Below are 17,380 nucleotides of genomic sequence, written 5' to 3'. Positions count from 1 at the left end.
TCGCTTAATTTTTTATCACATTGCATTGTCTAAATTCATTACGATCTAAACAATTTTGTAAAAGTTGATCTTTTATTGAATTCTTTGTTAGCTTAAAAAATCGAGCAAAAAATTTAGCATCCAGCTCTTTCTGAGCTTTCCTTTCAAAGCACAAGTGTTGCTGTGATTTTTCGATAAAATCATCAAGATTATGTATCAGCTGTAAGATTGCAACATAATTAGAATGCACACGTAATCCTGGCTCCCTTTGCATCAATAGCAAGATTTTTTGCCAAATTTTGACGTAGATTACTTTGAACTTTGCCTGTACTACTACTTTCTGACTCTGTTTAATCTTTTTGATTTTTAGTAGTTCTGAGTTAATTTTTACTATCTCAAGCAGAACATTTGGTCGGTCAAAGCAAAAGGGCATGATAAATTGCCCTATAAAAATCTCAATATTTTTTACTAAATAGTCAAATTTTAACATTTTTATCGATATAAAAAATGAGCATATCTTTTTATATGAAAATACATTTAATCTATCAACTAAATTTTCTCAAAATTACAATTCTCAACAAATACATAGGTTTTTCTTATTAAAGTTGATCTAAATTTCAAATATTCTTCCACTTTTTTTTAGTTTTCTGTTATTGCTAGCAAGAAAGCTGCAGTAGGCGAGAGCTACGCTGATCTTGAGAAAATACTTCTGATTGAACTACAAGATGGATTTAGAGATCGCTAAATTGAAACGATCTCTATGAAGCACACATTTTAGTTATTGTTTGGTGATATGAATTAAGCTGCCGTTGCTAATTCTTCAGCCAATTGCTCTGCCTGTTCAAGTACAGTCTCTGTCGCCAGTAAAGCCATATCAGGTGGATAGCCATACTTCTTGAGTAGACGCTTCACAATGACTCTCAGCTTCGCCCTGGCAGCTTCTTTGATGGTCCAATCCAAGGTTACGTTCTTACGAATAGACTCAGTCAGCACAACAGCGAGTTCGCGTAGGATCTCCTTCTGCATTAACTCCCGAGCACTCTCGTTATCCGCGACAGCAGAGTAGAACGCATATTCATATTCAGTCAGGTTGAGTTCCTCTGCCATTTTGTCTGACTCTTGGATTGCCTTAGCCAACTTGATGAGTTCATCAATTACTTCGGCTGCAGTCAGCACCTTGTTCTGATAGCCCTTAATGGCAGAGCTCAGCATATCCATCAGCTTCTTACCCTGGGTAACGCTGCGCTGTTCTCTTACCTTGATTTCATCACTGAGCAATTTCTTCAGGGTTTCCAGTGCAATGTTCTTGTGCTTGTATCCTTTCATCTCCTGCATGAACTCATCAGAGAGAATTGAGATGTCTGGTTTTTGGATTCCTGCAGCATCAAAGATGTCGACTACCTGTTCAGTCACAAGCGCCTGGTCAATGGTCTGTTTGACCTTGGCTTCTAATTCAGCATTGCTCAGTCCTGAGATTTTTCCTGAACCATCACTGAACTTGGCCAGTCGTGCTTTCACAGCCTGGAAGAATGCAACCACTGGCGCTGCTTCCATCGCACTTGGGTGAGGTACAGCTAATGCAAATGCTTGAGACATGGCTGATACAGCATTGAGGAATCGGGTCTTACCTTCGCCCTGATCTACACCAAGGATGTGTTCCTCAGCTTCCAGAATGATGTTCAACTTACGAGAGGTATCTGCTGTGAAATATTCCTGATAATTAAAGCCATGCATAATGCCATCAAGCACTTCAAGCTTCTCTTGCAGGATGGTTGCAGCTTCGTCCTGAACCAGTGCAGGATCACCCTTACCACCTGCCTCAGAGTAGAAGGATAGAGCCTCTTTCAGATCTGATGCAATACCGAGGTAATCTACGACCAGACCACCAATCTTGTCTTTATAGACACGGTTTACTCGTGCAATGGCTTGCATGAGGTTATGACCTTTCATTGGCTTGTCGATGTAGAGCGTGTGCATACTCGGTGCATCGAAACCAGTCAGCCACATATCACGAACAATCACGAGCTTCAGCTTGTCATCATTGTCCTTCATACGATTAGCCAGAATTTGACGCTGCTGCTTGGTCGTATGGTGCTTGGCAATTTCTTCACCATCCGAAGCAGATGAGGTCATCACGACCTTGATTACACCATCGTGCAAGTCATCACTATGCCATTCTGGTTTGATTGCTACAATCTCGTTGTAGAGAGCTACAGCAATCCTACGAGACATGCTGACGATCATGCCTTTACCTTGGTTTGCATTGGCTTTTAGACGCTGCTCAAAGTGTTCTACGATGTCTTTGGCAATGGCTTTGACACGTTCTTTACTACCAATGAGTCCTTCGACTCTTGCCCACTTTGCCCGTTCTTTTTGTGTCTGGTTTAGATCGTCTTCGGTGAACTGGTCGTCAAAGTCCTCAATTAGTTCTTTGCCTTCCTCACTGATGGCAATCTTGGCGAGTCGGCTTTCATAGAAGATACGAACAGTGGCGCCATCCTCTACCGCCTGAGAGATGTCATAGATGTCGACATAGTTACCAAAGACTGCAGGCGTGTTGACGTCAGTCTTCTCAATTGGTGTTCCTGTGAAGCCAAGGTAAGTGGCATTCGGTAAAGCATCACGCATGTACTTGGCAAAACCATAGACAGTCCGCTTACCGACAACCTTGCCATTCTCGTCTTTGACATCGACCTCTTTTGCATTGAAGCCATACTGAGAACGATGTGCTTCGTCTGCTATTACGACAATATTGGTTCGGTCTGAGAGTTGCTCATAGACACTGCCACCATCATCAGGTTGGAACTTCTGGATAGTGGTGAAGATCACCCCACCTGAACCCACCTTAAGCAGCTCTTTGAGCTCATCTCTATTCTCTGCCTGCTTAGGTGTTTGACGAAGTAATTGGCTGGATGCAGCAAAGGTTCCAAAGAGCTGATCATCCAAATCATTACGGTCTGTAATCACAACAACAGTTGGATTATCCAAAGCCAAGACAATCTTACCTGTATAGAAAACCATGGACAGAGACTTGCCTGAGCCTTGTGTATGCCAAACAACACCTGCCTTCTTGTCACCTACAGCTTGTTGCTGGACCAGCTCCAGCTTGCTTCTACCTTGCTGTTGCATTGCGACTTCTGCAGACTTCGAGTCCGAGTTCACTGCAGACGCACGAATAGTAGAGAGGACTGCTGCATTCACTGCATAGTACTGATGGTATGCAGCCATCTTCTTGATGGTTTTGATGGTGATCAAGCCATTGGCATCTTCTTGTTTATTGGATTCAAACACAATGAAGTGCCTGATCATGTCCAGTAAAGTCACTGGATTCAGCAACCCATGTAGTAAGACCTCGAGCTGTGCCTGAGTACTCTTTGCCTTGGTTTGTCCATTAGTCGTCTTCCAAGCCATGTACCGACTGAGATCTGCTGAGACCGTTCCTGCTTTCGCCTCTAAACCATCAGAGATGACGTTAAAGGCGTTGTAGGTAAACAGACTAGGGATTTGGCTTTGGTAGGTCTGAATCTGCCTGTAAGCGCCATCTACAGTAGCATTTTCATCAGTAGCATTCTTAAGCTCAATGACCACCAAAGGTAAGCCATTCACATACAGGATCAAGTCTGGTCGTCTGGTCCAGCGATCCTCTTTGATGGTGACTTGGTTGATAACCAGAAATTCGTTGTTGGTTGGTTCATTGAAATCAATCAGCCAAGCATACTCACCTTGAGTATTACCATCCTTACTGACTTCGATGTTTACACCTTCGGTCAGCAAGCGATGAAATGCTTGGTTGTTACTGAGCATATCCGGGGAGTGCAGATTGGTGACTTGCTTCAGTGCTTCAATGCATTTATCTTCGCTCAAATGAGGATTCAGACGCTGTAATGCTTCTAGCACCTTGGCTTCTAAGATGACCTGCTTATAGCTTCGCAGAGGATTGCTTCCCTTGGATTCAATATCAGGACCATACACATAGCTATAGCCCATTCCCTCCAGTTGCTCTATCGCCATCAGCTCAATGTCTGATTCAGTCATCTTAGTCACTATCCTCCCCCCCTTGCTCACTTCTTCTTTAATCAGTATGTACGTTGTAGCCGTAATTCGTTGTCATTTCTTCTAGTGTTCCATTGAAATCGCCATGACACGCATGAGCATAAATTTCAGCATCCGACATCAAAACGCCTGGTACACCTAGATCTTTGTTCAATGGGACTACTGTCACTTGTCCTTCCATACGAACTGTCGGCTTCTCAATAGAGCAAGTAATTTGGATTGTATGAGTAGCATCATTCCACTCAGTAGACTCATCCTCCCACCCTTTGCTTCCACCCAATAAGGTCAATTCGATATCTACGTCATTTGGAGTTTGGCTTAATATTTCAAATCCTTTGACCTGTGCAACAGAACATGGATCACGATAGCAAAATTCCATGACTTTACCGACTTGAGCACCAGAGTGATTAAAGATCGTTTGAGATATTGTTGGTCGATCTTGTACTTTTGCCTCAAGTACTTGTTCGCTTGATGTATCTTGAAGATTAGATTCTTGATCCAAAGCAACTGAATTCTGATCTAGGTCTAAAGCTAATTTGGTTACCTTCCAACTTAAGCCACTACGATGCATAATCACTTTCAGCTTCTTGTCTGTATCCAATCGCTTAAGCGTTAACTCAAAATCATTAATAGTTAAATATCGAGTACTCGACTCAAACTTTACATTCTGTTCTTGCTTGACATCTTCAGTTGCCAAATCTTGCTTAATTGCATCACGAATATCCTTACCTTGAAGCATGAGTGTTACACCCTCAGGTGTCACCATAGCATCAACGACTTTATCCACCATAGCAACAGCCAACATTTCACCTAATGCTTCCCAACCATCACTATTGCTATTCGCCATGTCCTTCATAACACTGGCTTTCACCTGAGATTTAAAGCTTTCTCGAACGCTTGGATAATCAATGTAGGTTGATAGCTTTTCAGTATCACCTGCTTCTGCTGCTTTCTTAATGTTATTGATGGCGAGATATGGCGAAGCATACAAATAGCCACAGATCACGACTACGATTGCAATTAAAGCCCCTATTAGCTTCTTGTTCATGTTTACCCCTGAATGTAAAAAAGGAGAAGCCATCAAATGACTTCACCTCAATGTTATGCAACTTCTTCTGTTTGGTATTGGACTCTCACTTCAGCACTCATCAACTTTGGTAGAAGCGTGTCTCTTAGGTTTTCTAGTGTTTGGATCTGACTTTGGTTTGCTTGTACCTTTTGATAAATTCCCACCAATTGCTCATCTAGTTTCTGTATTACATCAGGGGAAGGTAAGTTAAGTTCCAAGCTTTTTAGACCTTGAATAGTTAAAGCTGCTTGTGTGCTACCAATACTAATGTTATCTAACTGCTCTTTCCCATCTTTTGAGTTAAGCCAACAAAATATGATATTGGATGAGATACGCTTAAAATCCTTAAACCAAGTTAAGTTACCATCTTTAAAGTAGAATCTATCATTCGCTTTAACTTGATAAGTAACACCTAGAGTTCCTACTGACGTCAGCAAAATATCGCCTTCTACTGGAGCACCAAACTTAGCCTCAATTTCATCAAATCTTTCATTTGAAATGAAAAGATCACTTCTGGTTTGACCTGATTTGTTGAGCTCTATAATTTCCTTACTTCTGTAAAAAGGAATGCCTTCATCAACATACTCTGAGTAGAAGATACGTTTACTAGAAGTAATATTGACTACTTCTCCTAGAGTTACTTTTTCCCAATCCTCTTTCGCGTCCTCAATAAACCATTGACGAAACAGTGTTTCAGCCATGGCTTCCAAAGTCTTATTCTGACGATGCAATAAGTCAATCTTTAACGACAAGTTGAAATACGTATCACCAATATACTTTTGAAGTTTTTGTTCAACTAATGGAATTTGAAGATCATCAAAATCTGATTTCTTAAAGTGAGGAATTAAGGAACCAACATGTAGTCCCTCAATTTCTTGTTGTATCTGTGATGACCTAAGAACAGCAAACAGGTATTTAGGGTCGACTTTGCTCTCATCAACTCTTAAAGCAACCATGTCCTGTGCTATACAGAAATCTACAGGATCGTTAACCCAATTTACTCTACCAGGAGTGCCTTTAAGCACGAAGATTAAATCACCGGGTTCAGGATGTCCTCTAAACCAAGTGTCATAAATCTCTTGACTAACATATCTAACTTTCTCATAGACCGGATACAGGTGCTCATTCTTAATACAGTTTGTAGCAATCAGTGGTATACCATCTTCACTGGTTGGGCAGGTTTTTCCTCGGTTATCGATAATCTTGGCTAGCAAACTGCCAAAAGGTACACTATCACTCATACAGTCACCTTCGCCAAGTTCTCAGCAATGGCTTGGTTTAGCTTCGCTTCCTCTGCAAGCTGCGCCTCAAACTCTACTTTCAAACTGGTGAAGCGTTCCTTAAAGTCGAACTCGTCCTCGTCATCGGCTAAACCAACATAACGACCTGGGGTAAGCACATAATCCAGCTCAGCCACTTTCTCAAGCGGGACAGATGCACAGAAGCCTGCCACATCTTCGTACTCACCGTCTTTGTTACGCCAGTTGTGGTAAGTGTCCGTGATCAGCTTAATGTCTTCATCAGACAATACTTTTGTTCTGCGGTTAATGAGATGCCCTAAGTTACGAGCATCAATGAATAGGATTTCATTGCTACGATCTTTGTATTGGGTTGAACCAACACGATCACGACGCATAAACCATAAAGCTGCAGGAATCTGTGTGTTCAGGAATAGCTTGGCAGGTAGGTTCACAATACAGTCAATGACATTGGCTTCAGAAACCAAGGCTTTACGAATCTCACCTTCGCCACTGGTCTTAGAAGTAAGCGCACCTTTCGCAAGGACTACACCTGCCTGACCTTTAGGACTCATGTGATACAAGAAGTGTTGCATCCAAGCGAAGTTCGCATTACCTGCAGGTGGTGTACCAAGCTGCCAGCGAGCATCACCTACTAATTGCTCACCACTCCAGTCAGAGACGTTGAATGGTGGATTCGCAATGATGTAATCCGCTTTAAGGTCTTTGTGTGCATCGTTGAGGAATGAACCCTCAGAGTTCCATTTCACATGCTCTGAATTAATGCCACGAATTGCCAGGTTCATCTTGGCCAAACGCCAAGTGGTCTGGTTACTTTCTTGACCATAGATGGAGATGTCATCTACCAACCCCTGATGCGATTCTACGAACTTCTCAGACTGTACGAACATACCGCCCGAACCACAGCAAGGATCGAATACACGTCCTTTGTATGGCTCAAGCATATTGACCAATAGGCTCACAATAGATTTAGGCGTGTAGAACTGCCCACCTTGCTTGCCTTCAGCTAAAGCGAACTCACCCAGGAAGTATTCAAATACGTGCCCTAGAACGTCAGCAGAGCGCGATTTCGCATCGCCTAGTGCAATGTTACCAATCAGATCAATCAGCTCTCCTAGGCTCGTAGGATCGAGATTCTGACGTGCATAGACTTTAGGAAGTACACCTTTCAATTGAGGGTTGTCATTCTCGATGGCTTCCATTGCATCATCGACTAACTTGCCAATGTTAGGTTGTTTGGCTTGGTTTAACAGGAATGACCAACGTGCATTCTCAGGAACGAAGAAGACGTTGTATGCAGTGTATTCATCACGGTCTTCAGGGTCAGCTCCTGCAAACTCTCCTTCGCCTTCTACAAGCAGATTGTAGTGAGCTTCAAATGTGTCGCTAATGTATTTGAGGAAGATTAAACCAAGGACTACATGCTTGTACTCTGCAGCATCAATATTTTTACGAAGTTTGTCTGCTGTCTTCCATAACACAACCTCTAAGGGTTCTTGTTTGGTTTGCTTTGGAGTACGAGCCATATTGAATCCTATGATTATGCAGGTATTTTCATTAAGGCAATACTACCAACAAGCACATGAGTAAGTAAGTAGCACGTCGACATTACTTGTCGTATATCTTTGAGATACCGAAATTATCGTAATACTTAAATTTCGAGGGATTGGCTTTGTATTGCTCAGATATAATAGGATTACCGCCACCTTTACTCTTACTAGGTTCAGCTCGGACAGGAAACTGACTGTCGTTACCGAATAAGATGAGTATGTTACTGAAACTTACCTACTTTGAGTGTTTTCATAGACACTATCAGCTTATGGGCATTACATCATTTATGAATGACGAGAGTTGGCATCATCATAGACAGCATTGTTTTCACGTCTGCCTACAGCAATCACGAGGACAACTACTTCATCATCAATGACTTCATAAACCAAACGATAACTAATGCTGCGAATTTTGATCTTGTAGCGATTAGGATGTCCTAACAGCTTGTTTTTGGGAATGCGAGGATTCTCCAAAACCTTGATCAACTTCTTCTTCAATGGCTGCTTAAAATCATGATGAGAATGTATAGTTTACCAATTTAAAACCTCCTGTTTTTTCAGCACATATCAGAATCTTTCAATCGGTATATTTCAGGTAAAAACTAGTAATCAGAAGTTATTCTCATACACATATAAAACAAGCATAAACATAAAAACAATAACTTAGTAAATTATTCTTCCACTTTTTTTATATTTAGTGTTATTAGTGCGTCGGCTTTAGCATTTCAGTCCTTGTCTGCCCTGCATTTAAACTTAAACCTGTTTGGACTGTTGGTTTATGTTGAACCGATATTGTTAGTGGCGGTTTCAAACGCCTTAGGGGAAAGCATTACTTCAGCAGAATGGCCAACCTATATCGCTATTTCGCTCGCAGTTTTCACCCTCATGCTTGAAGGATTACGCAGCTTTAAAAAGAATCGTAAATTAGCGACATAGACATTTTTTATGCATATTTTCCTCTAGATCGCTTAAATATAGCCGTCTAGACATGTTGTGGTGCTGAATCGAGAACAGACTTTCTGATCTTATTTAAATGGCTATTTGACTCCGCGAGTGACGTGCTGACAATTCATATTTAAAACGACATAGAGTGAATTACAGCGCACCTTTTAAATGATGATGCTGCCTCACAATACTATTCAATAAACTGGAAAAGTTGATTGCAGGTTGGCTATGCAAATCCGCCTTGAACGCAATACCGAGTCCAATTGTCGCGGTCTTATTCTTCAGGTATTTATATTTAATCCCTTCAATTTTGAGCTGTTGGGTGGACTCAGGCACCAAAGAAATGCCCAAATTCGCCGCAACCAACGATAAAATTGAAACAATCTGAGGGGCTTGCTGTCCAATTTTAGGCGTGAAGCCATGCTGTTGGCAGCTATTTAAAATCGCAGCATACAGCCCCGCACTCACCTCTGGTGGTGAGACAATAAAGCTTTCATACTTAAACTCTGCCAAATCTATCACCTCATCTTCTGCGGGATATTGAATCGGCAAGGCTGCAATCAATTTTTCATCGATCAAATTACTAATCGTAATGGCTTTAGGATACTGCGCAGGTGGTCGCACAATCGCAATGTCTAATTCATTATTCAACAAACTCTCAATCAAAATCAAAGAATTGGCTTCTTTTAATACCAAATTCACCTGAGGGTATTGCTGTTGAAATGCTTGAATGGCTGTTGGAATTAAAGTGTTTAAAATTGAGGTGCCTGTAAAGCCGAGCCGTAGTTCTCCCAATTCGCCATTGGCCGTACTTTGGGTCAATTTCACCGCATTTTTCAGTTGGTTCTGAACGGGCAAGACCATTTTAAGAAAAGTTTCCCCTGCTGGTGTCAGAGCTACACCATGAGAGTAGCGATAAAAAAGTTCTACACCGATTTCCCTTTCCAATTTTTTAATTTGCATACTCAACGGCGGCTGACTTATGCCGAGACGTAAGGCTGCTTTAGAGAAACTTTGCTCTTCCGCGATAGCAATAAAATATTGAATATTGCGCAACTCCATATATTAAAGCTATACCATTATTGAGTTATATATATTATACATATATGCATGTAGTTATTAAAATAAAGCTTCTCTCCATTTTAAATCCGCCAAGTTATGAAACTGAGCTCTTCACTAGAAGCAGATTGGTCTACCCCTCAACAGCCGATTCCACAGACCATCAGCCAAGGTACAGTTGAATATAAAAGAGCGGGCATGGCGCTGTTTTTGTTGGGCTTTGCCAGTTTTTCACTGATTTATTGCGTACAACCCTTACTGCCTAATTTAAGTCAGAGTTTCCATATTGCACCCAGTGCAAGTGCTCTAGCACTGTCCATAACCACAGGCTTTTTAGCCATGTCGATCGTGCTATCCAGTGCCTTTTCACAAACATTGGGCAGAAAAGGCCTGATGTTTTTCTCTATGCTTTTGGCTTCTATACTCAATGTGGTATGCGCGATTTCACCGAGTTGGCATGTGCTCATGGTTTCAAGAAGCTTAGAGGGTTTTGTTCTAGGTGGAGTTCCCGCAGTTGCAATGGCTTGGATTGCAGAAGAAATTAGTCCCAAAAACTTAAGTAAAACCATGGGGCTGTATATTGCAGGCACAGCATTTGGCGGCATGATGGGACGTGTTGGCATGGGCATTTTGACCGAGTTTTTCTCGTGGCGTATTTCCATGGCCATTCTCGGCGTCATCTGTCTGTTCTGTGCATTAGGTTTTTTGAGACTCTTACCCAATTCACGAAATTTCATTGCCCAGCAAAGTATTTCTTTTAAGTTCCATCTACATGCATGGTATGCACACTTAAGTCATACACGACTGTTAAAAATCTATGGAATTGGCTTTTTACTCACCAGTGTATTTGTCACGCTGTTTAACTATGTGACCTTCAGACTGTTTGCAGCACCATATCATTTAAGCCAAACCCAGATTAGCCTCATTTTTTTATCTTATAGTTTGGGTATTATTTCCTCTTCGATTGCAGGCCATATTGCAGACCGAATAGGCAAAAAGCAGTTAATGGTTTTGGGCTTTTTGTGCATGCTCTTAGGCGTGCTACTCACTCTTTCTGCCTCGTTGTTTTTGATTATTCTCGGGATTGGCTGTGTGACCACTGGCTTTTTCATTGCCCATGCCATTGCCAGCAGTCGAGTTGGAGAACTCGCAATATCTAATAAAGGTCATGCTACTTCTTTATATCTGCTTTTTTATTATTTAGGTTCAAGCATTGTAGGTGCGTATGGCGGAAATATCTGGCAAAGCCATGGCTGGAATGGCATCGTTATATTAAATATTTTTCTGATTCTAATTGCACTCATCGTTATTTTTTCAATAAAACCGCTTCATTCTCCATCTGTTACCCATTAGGAATATTTACATCATGCAACAACACTTATTTGTTTACGGTACTTTAGGACCAAACAAACCCAATGCTCATATTTTAGAAGTGATTGCTGGTACATGGAGCAAAGGCTCTGTGAAAGGTTTGCTTAAGGAAGCAGGTTGGGGAGCAGAACTTGGCTTTCCTGGGCTAATGCTAAGCCCAGATGGACAAACTGTTGATGGATATATATTTAGTTCAGAGCAATTAGATACGCTGTGGAACAACTTGGATGAATTTGAAGGAAGTGAATATCAGCGTGTTTTAACTGAAGTCACTTTAGAGAATGGGCAGACGCAACAGGCTTATGTTTATGCGTTAAACCCAAATACATAAAAAGCATGACATCATATCGTTAGCGTATAAATGTTGCGCATACATCGAAAACTTATGCGGTATTTGAATGTTACCCTCTAATATTCAAGTACCGCTAATTTTTGAACCCTTGATATGCATTATCAAATTCATGCAAAGTTCTGTTTTTCTAACCATACCAGCAACCCAGACCAACTTTTAAAATCATCCACCGCACGTACAATACAATTTGGACTACGCTCCAAGAGCATTTTACTTAAGGCGTTGCCCGGCCCAATTTCTAAGACAACATCAGGCTGATTTTCTTGTATTGCAGTTAAACAAGCATCCCAGTGAATTGGATGATTCATTTGGTGAATTAGCGCGTTCACTGCGTCTGTGGTCTTAAAAAACTTATGTCCACCCGAACCACTAATCATGGCCGTGCATAAACGAGCAAAGTCTTGCTGCTGTAAAACTTGCCGATACGGCTGAACCGCAGCATCCATACATACGGTATGCGATGCAATGGTGACATTCAAGCGTTTAACAAAACGTGTTCCTCGTAATTCGAGTTGCAGAGCCAGCTGCTGTAAATTGGCATCATCCCCACCCACAACAAAAACTACTATCACTCAGTTTGATGGAAAGTGTTTAGTACGGGCATTTGATGGATCGGATCAATCTTAAAAAGTTCAGGTTCATCTGTCCACTGTTTGCAGATGAATTCGTAGGGAGTCAGGCCCCTGAGTGTTTTGAGTCTGCGGCCGAAGTTGTATGCAGCAATAAAATCAGCAAGGTAAATGCATAGCTGAGTGTGATCGTCGTAATGGAACCGTTTGACAGTAGCTTCTTTAATTGTTCGGTTCATCCTCTCGACCTGTCCATTGGTCCATGGATGCTTAACCTTGGTAAGACGATGTTCAATGCCACATTCAGTACAAATCCGATCAAAGATGTGCTCAGAGGCGTAGCGATCACAGGTGCGGTCGTGAACTGGATGCCGTTATCTGTTAGCCCGTATGGATTCTATAGGGCACAGCCTTAACCAGATTGCGCATGAACTCCGCGGCCGCCATCTTACTGGCTTTAGTATGCAATTCAGTGAACGCGAACTTGGAAGTGCGATCAATGGCAACGAAGAGATAAAGCTTACCCTGTGCTGTTTGCATCTCAGCGATGTCGATATGAAAGTAACCAATGGGGTAGCTCTTGAAGCGCTTCCTGACAGGGCGATCACCTTGTACCTCAGGTAGTCGTGAAATACCATGCCGCTGCAAGCAGCGGTGTAACGACGAGCGTGTCAGATAAGGAATACTGGGCTGCAATGCATAAAGGCAATCGTCTAGCGGCAACAAAGTGCGTTTTCGAAAAGCAACAATTGCCGCCTCATCTTCAGGCGATAACACGCTTGAGCGAGGATTCTTTGGCCCGGTTGAAGATCATCTACTGAAGTACGTTTCTTCCATTTTGCGACGGTCTTTTGATTGATGCCGTAACGCTTGGCTAGCGTTCTTAAGCTCTCTTGACTATTTTGTATTGCTCGACGCACTGCCTATGTCGTTGTGGCGATGCTGTGTAGAACTTGTCCCATAGTGCTTCCTTCCATTTATCTGAGAATATTGCACCATTAAAATCTGGGACTAAACAACTATATAATTTTTCCCAATTACAAAAAAATAGTGTAGCAACTTGCTACACTATTTTTTACTTTATTTTTCTAACATTCGTTTTAGGAACGTTTCTAATTCTTGTAAATTTAGATCATCAAATTGTCCGATTTTTAAAGATACCTTTAATGTATTATGGTCAAATTTGATATTACCAGCAACTTTCCCATCATATTCAATTTTATGTACAATTGAAGTTTGAATAACATCTTTCGTTTCTCTTGACTTAAAGATTTTTTCAGCTAGTGATGCCAATTTTGTCTGTTCAACTTCTTTTTTAAGCAGATATGACCAGGCTTCGAATAATGCTTCTTTAGCATATTCATGGTTTTCTTCATGATCTGATAGAAACTTTTTCACTGCTGTAGCAGCAGTCCGTGCTAATAATGACGGCTGTTTTTCCAAATCTTCAATCAACTCTCCAGGTAATTTTTCAAAAGATAAATATTTATACATATCTTCACGATTCATACCTAATGACTTTGCTAACTTCTGCTTATTTTTTTTTAATTTTTCATCCAAAGAAGTTAATCCAACATATATTTCATAATCTGTCAGATCTTCTCGCTTTAAATTTTCAGCTAATGTTAATAAAGCAACTTCTTCATCTGATGCATCAATAATGATTACTTCAATGGTGTTCTTATTGAGAAATTGGTGAGCTTTCAATCGTCTTTCACCAGCAATCAACTCATATTTATCATTTATTCTACGAACCGCAATTGGTTGCAATAGCCCTATTTCCTCAATTGATGCTGCTAAATCTTCAATATCTTGTTGATTAAAGAGTTTTCGAGGCTGGTTCGGACTAGCTTGAATATCTGTAATTTGTACATTACGTCTTAGCTCTTTGACATCTTTTATATGCTCCTTTTGGGCATTTTGATGCTTTTGAGTATTTTGCTGAAGACGTTTAGCCAATAGCTCTTTATTACTTACCATAGTATTTCCAGAATTATATTATCCGACACGTTGAACAATTTCTTGTGCTAAATTTTCAAAAGCTTTTCTAACTTTTGAGTTTTTATCAACAGATAATAAAGGTTGTTGCAAAATTGCAGCTTGATTAACCTTAGTGCTCATTGGAATTGTGGTATGCAATAATTCTCCAACTTGATTAAAAGCTTCATCTTTTATTAATTTACATACATTATGACGCTCATCATGTTTAATTAATAAAGCACCTAAGAGTTCTAATTTAGGGTTAACTCTTCTAATTTTACTTAAATGATTAATTAAATCAGTAACACCATAGAGACCGTATTGTGAACCAGATTCAATTGGGACAATAACATGTGTCGAAGCAGCTAAAGCATTGCTAGTTAGTAATTTTAAGCTCGGAGGGCAATCAATAAGAATGTAGTCATATAATCCTTCTAGAATTTCCAATTTATTTGAAAGTTCCTCGGATGGTCTTGGTACATCATCTTTCAATTGATCTTCAGTTTTACCAAGAGTTAATGAGCCATATATTAAGGAAACATTCTTAAATTTTGTTTCTTCTTCTAATGCTTCCGATAATAGACTTATATCACCAATAAGTAATTCAGCTGATGTAGTTTCAACTTCGCTAGGGTGTCTTAATCCTATATGTAAACTTGCATTTGCTTGTGGATCAAGATCAATGACTAAGACTTTATTTCCTAATTCAGCAAGTTCTGAAGCAAGATGTACTACGGTAGTTGTTTTCCCGCAACCACCCTTATGATTAGCTACAGCAATGATTTTAGTTGACATATTTGTATTAAGGAATTTACTTTGATTTCATTTAATATAAAGTTATTTGTAGCAACTTGCTACAGTTCCTTTGTCATATTTTTAAATTTAAAAGAAGTGGAAAAAAATTTAACTTTTTTAAAAATATAGCTAGCTAATTTTAATTAGTATTAATTAGTTAATTAGTTAATTATAATTAGACATATTTTATTTGTTTAAAAACAAATAGATATGATTTTTAAAGTGGAAGACATGTCACTAATAAGTGGAAGGTCTGTCATTGATAAGTGGAAGGTCTGTCACTGACAAGTGGAAGGCTTGTCACTAATGAGTGGAAGGTCTGTCACTGATAAGTGGAAGACTTGTCACTATGGTGGAAGACTTGTCATTATGATTTATTTTAACGTGGATTTTTTAGTTTAAAATATTATAATTCAATTGTTTATGGTGTTGATAAGTTTGCTTTTCTTAGAATAAAGGTGGAAGGCTTGTCATTAGATGTTTTTGATTCTGTGGATAAACTATTTGTTTAAAATTTAATTGATAACATGATGTTTGATAGTCAAGAATATCTGAATGGTGGAAGGTTTGTCACTTGAATGGTGGAATATTTATGAAGTAATTCCACTTTAGATATGTTATAGGCTAGTCCTACTTTCAAGTTAATTGCTTTATCGACAAGGATGAACTATCAAAGGTGGAAGAATTGTCACTTATAAGTGTTTAATTCTATATTTATTCCACCATAAGATTGAATAGTATCTAAATTGCACTTTTATAGTGACACTTCTTCCACTCTTAGGGTGTTTGATGGTCATAAACTGAGTAAACTTAATATAAGAAAGTGAAAATAGTGAGCGGTTTGCATCTTCTTCCACTTTTGTGTATAACATATAGAAAATATTTTAATCTTTCCACTTATGAGTAATCACAACGAACCAGAAGAATTAGAACATCTACCTTATTGTATTGGTAATATTCGACATAATGGAGTAGTCAGTACAAGTAACCGTCTGATTAGACCCATTGAATTATCATCTAATGAGTATAAAGCTCTACTTTATGCAATGGCTGTTGCAAATTATGGTGAGAAGAATAATCAAGATCGTGAAATTACAGAGCAAACTTATATTTATTTGCATAAAGATGATTTAGGTGAATTATTAGGATTAGACAAAAAGAATTCCATTAATGTTGCTATTGATCGTATTTATAAAGAATTATCATCACGAGTAGCTCATTTTGTAATTGAAGAGCCCGTGGATGACAATAAGCGTAAAGTTAAAAAAGTACACTCAGTAGTTCCAATTATTCGTGAACTCCGTTGGGAAGATGATGCTAAAAATGCTTTGCAGATACGTTTCACCAGTGAAGTACTGCCATATTTTACTCGTTTAGCAAATGGAAATTTTACGACTTATCAATTGAAAGATTTATTTGCTTTGGACTCCGTAACCAGTATGAGTTTGTATTCATACTTTATCAAAAATGAATTTAAGTATGCTAATCAAGATTCTTATGAGGTTGAACTTTCACTGGAGAATATCAAAGCATTAATTGATATTGGGGAGAAAAAATATGATCGTTGGGTTGATTTTAGACGATACGTTTTAGACAAAATTATTGAAGAAATTAATGATAGGACTAGTCTTCAATTACAATACGATACCATCAAGAAAGGTCGACCTATTGTCGGAGTTCGATTTAAAATTCTTAATAGGCACGCCACTGAAGTCATTGCATCTAATACTAATGATAAGACTCAAATCTATTTAGACGTCAATTTTGATGATAATGCGCTTGTTAAAGAATTAGGTGCGAAGTTCGATATGACTGTAAGGTCTTGGTACATCTATGCAAACGACCCAAATTATAAACAGTTTAGTAAGTGGTTTAAGACAGAAGGGTGCTTAACTGAATCTCAAGCAAATGTGATAGTGAATGATATTATGTTCCAAATGGATTTTGCTGTAGCTGGCAGTTCAATGAGTGAATTTAAGCGAGAAATGAAATATAAACTAAAAAATAATCCAAATTTTGTAAAAGAAAATAGAAAACGTTTGAATGAAATATTTGGAAAAGACGTTATATGACTGTGTAGCAACTTGCTACACTTTTCACTATAAGGTGTAAAATAAGACTGATATCAGTTTACTTCATATTTTGATAGCTAATTATTAGACCTATGAACAAATTATTCATCCATTAAGGTAGAACATGAAAACTAATCCTTACATTCCTAACCACACACTTACGAAGACAGATCAAGGTTATGTTGTTAATTTTATCGTTAAACAAAATAAACCGATACCCGTATTTGAGAATATGTCACTTTGAACCGTACCGGGTTTGTCGGAGAGTCAATATTCTGAGAGACTATCCCGATGACAAAATTAAAATATACCTCTGAAATCAGAGAA

13 protein-coding genes and 2 pseudogenes are annotated in these 17,380 nt (G+C 39.3%); 4 read left to right on the top strand and 11 right to left on the bottom strand.

Features of this window, described 5'->3' with window-relative positions:
* Nucleotides 1-4: 4 nt before the first annotated feature.
* The 6 genes from AC4CU2_RS17525 to AC4CU2_RS17500 all read right to left on the bottom strand — a co-directional run bounded on the left by AC4CU2_RS17525 (nucleotide 5) and on the right by AC4CU2_RS17500 (nucleotide 8,438).
* Nucleotides 5-469, bottom strand: coding sequence for a hypothetical protein (locus AC4CU2_RS17525; protein WP_004762884.1), 465 nt, complete (start codon nucleotides 467-469; stop codon nucleotides 5-7).
* Between the two features lie 308 nt (nucleotides 470-777).
* Nucleotides 778-4,014: a type I restriction endonuclease subunit R gene (locus AC4CU2_RS17520; RefSeq protein WP_490769261.1), complete on the bottom strand. Its 3,237-nt coding sequence runs from the start codon at nucleotides 4,012-4,014 to the stop codon at nucleotides 778-780.
* A gap of 37 nt (nucleotides 4,015-4,051) precedes the next feature.
* Complete coding sequence (locus tag AC4CU2_RS17515; protein WP_490769260.1) at nucleotides 4,052-5,080, bottom strand: DUF2939 domain-containing protein; 1,029 nt, start codon at nucleotides 5,078-5,080, stop codon at nucleotides 4,052-4,054.
* 53 nt (nucleotides 5,081-5,133) lie between these two features.
* The gene (locus tag AC4CU2_RS17510; protein WP_490769259.1) at nucleotides 5,134-6,342 is read right to left on the bottom strand and encodes a restriction endonuclease subunit S; all 1,209 of its coding nucleotides are present in this window, start codon (nucleotides 6,340-6,342) and stop codon (nucleotides 5,134-5,136) included.
* The gene (locus AC4CU2_RS17505; RefSeq protein ID WP_490769258.1) at nucleotides 6,339-7,886 is read right to left on the bottom strand and encodes a type I restriction-modification system subunit M; all 1,548 of its coding nucleotides are present in this window, start codon (nucleotides 7,884-7,886) and stop codon (nucleotides 6,339-6,341) included. The genes AC4CU2_RS17510 and AC4CU2_RS17505 overlap by 4 nt, the downstream gene beginning before the upstream one ends.
* Before the next feature lie 309 nt (nucleotides 7,887-8,195).
* Entirely contained in the window at nucleotides 8,196-8,438 is a 243-nt protein-coding gene (locus AC4CU2_RS17500) for a type II toxin-antitoxin system RelE family toxin (protein ID WP_490769287.1), read from the bottom strand.
* Nucleotides 8,439-8,609: 171 nt separating this feature from the next.
* Here AC4CU2_RS17500 and AC4CU2_RS17495 point away from each other — a divergent pair.
* Nucleotides 8,610-8,846, top strand: a pseudogene (locus AC4CU2_RS17495) (EamA family transporter RarD); the annotation flags it as partial.
* Between the two features lie 159 nt (nucleotides 8,847-9,005).
* On the opposite strand, the gene AC4CU2_RS17490 reads toward AC4CU2_RS17495, so the two are convergent.
* Nucleotides 9,006-9,917, bottom strand: coding sequence for a LysR family transcriptional regulator (locus tag AC4CU2_RS17490; RefSeq protein WP_490769257.1), 912 nt, complete (start codon nucleotides 9,915-9,917; stop codon nucleotides 9,006-9,008).
* Between the two features lie 96 nt (nucleotides 9,918-10,013).
* Between AC4CU2_RS17490 and AC4CU2_RS17485 the strand changes: the two genes are divergently transcribed.
* Nucleotides 10,014-11,267, top strand: coding sequence for an MFS transporter (locus AC4CU2_RS17485; protein ID WP_490769256.1), 1,254 nt, complete (start codon nucleotides 10,014-10,016; stop codon nucleotides 11,265-11,267).
* 13 nt (nucleotides 11,268-11,280) lie between these two features.
* Nucleotides 11,281-11,616 carry a gamma-glutamylcyclotransferase family protein gene (locus tag AC4CU2_RS17480; protein WP_063454625.1) on the top strand — a complete coding sequence of 112 codons (336 nt, stop codon included), beginning with the start codon at nucleotides 11,281-11,283 and terminating at the stop codon, nucleotides 11,614-11,616.
* Between the two features lie 128 nt (nucleotides 11,617-11,744).
* Here the strand turns inward: AC4CU2_RS17480 and AC4CU2_RS17475 are convergent, their stop codons facing one another.
* The 4 genes and pseudogenes from AC4CU2_RS17475 to AC4CU2_RS17460 form a co-directional block, all read right to left on the bottom strand.
* A complete protein-coding gene (locus AC4CU2_RS17475; RefSeq protein WP_490769255.1) occupies nucleotides 11,745-12,209 on the bottom strand; it encodes a hypothetical protein in 465 nt (154 codons plus the stop codon).
* Nucleotides 12,206-13,126: pseudogene (locus AC4CU2_RS17470) on the bottom strand (IS481 family transposase). The gene AC4CU2_RS17475 and the pseudogene AC4CU2_RS17470 overlap by 4 nt, the downstream one beginning before the upstream one ends.
* Before the next feature lie 160 nt (nucleotides 13,127-13,286).
* Nucleotides 13,287-14,186: a ParB/RepB/Spo0J family partition protein gene (locus tag AC4CU2_RS17465; RefSeq protein WP_063454626.1), complete on the bottom strand. Its 900-nt coding sequence runs from the start codon at nucleotides 14,184-14,186 to the stop codon at nucleotides 13,287-13,289.
* Between the two features lie 18 nt (nucleotides 14,187-14,204).
* Nucleotides 14,205-14,981: a ParA family protein gene (locus AC4CU2_RS17460; protein ID WP_063454627.1), complete on the bottom strand. Its 777-nt coding sequence runs from the start codon at nucleotides 14,979-14,981 to the stop codon at nucleotides 14,205-14,207.
* Nucleotides 14,982-15,880: 899 nt separating this feature from the next.
* On the opposite strand from AC4CU2_RS17460, the gene AC4CU2_RS17455 reads away from it, so the two are divergent.
* On the top strand, nucleotides 15,881-17,053 hold the full coding sequence (locus AC4CU2_RS17455) for a replication initiation protein (RefSeq protein ID WP_004763141.1): 1,173 nt from the start codon (nucleotides 15,881-15,883) through the stop codon (nucleotides 17,051-17,053).
* The last annotated feature ends 327 nt before the right edge of the window (nucleotides 17,054-17,380 follow it).

The organism is Acinetobacter sp. 797_lipA (assembly GCF_058243025.1).
Note: the sequence above shows the minus strand (reverse complement) of the source record. Positions and strands in the feature narration are given on the sequence as shown.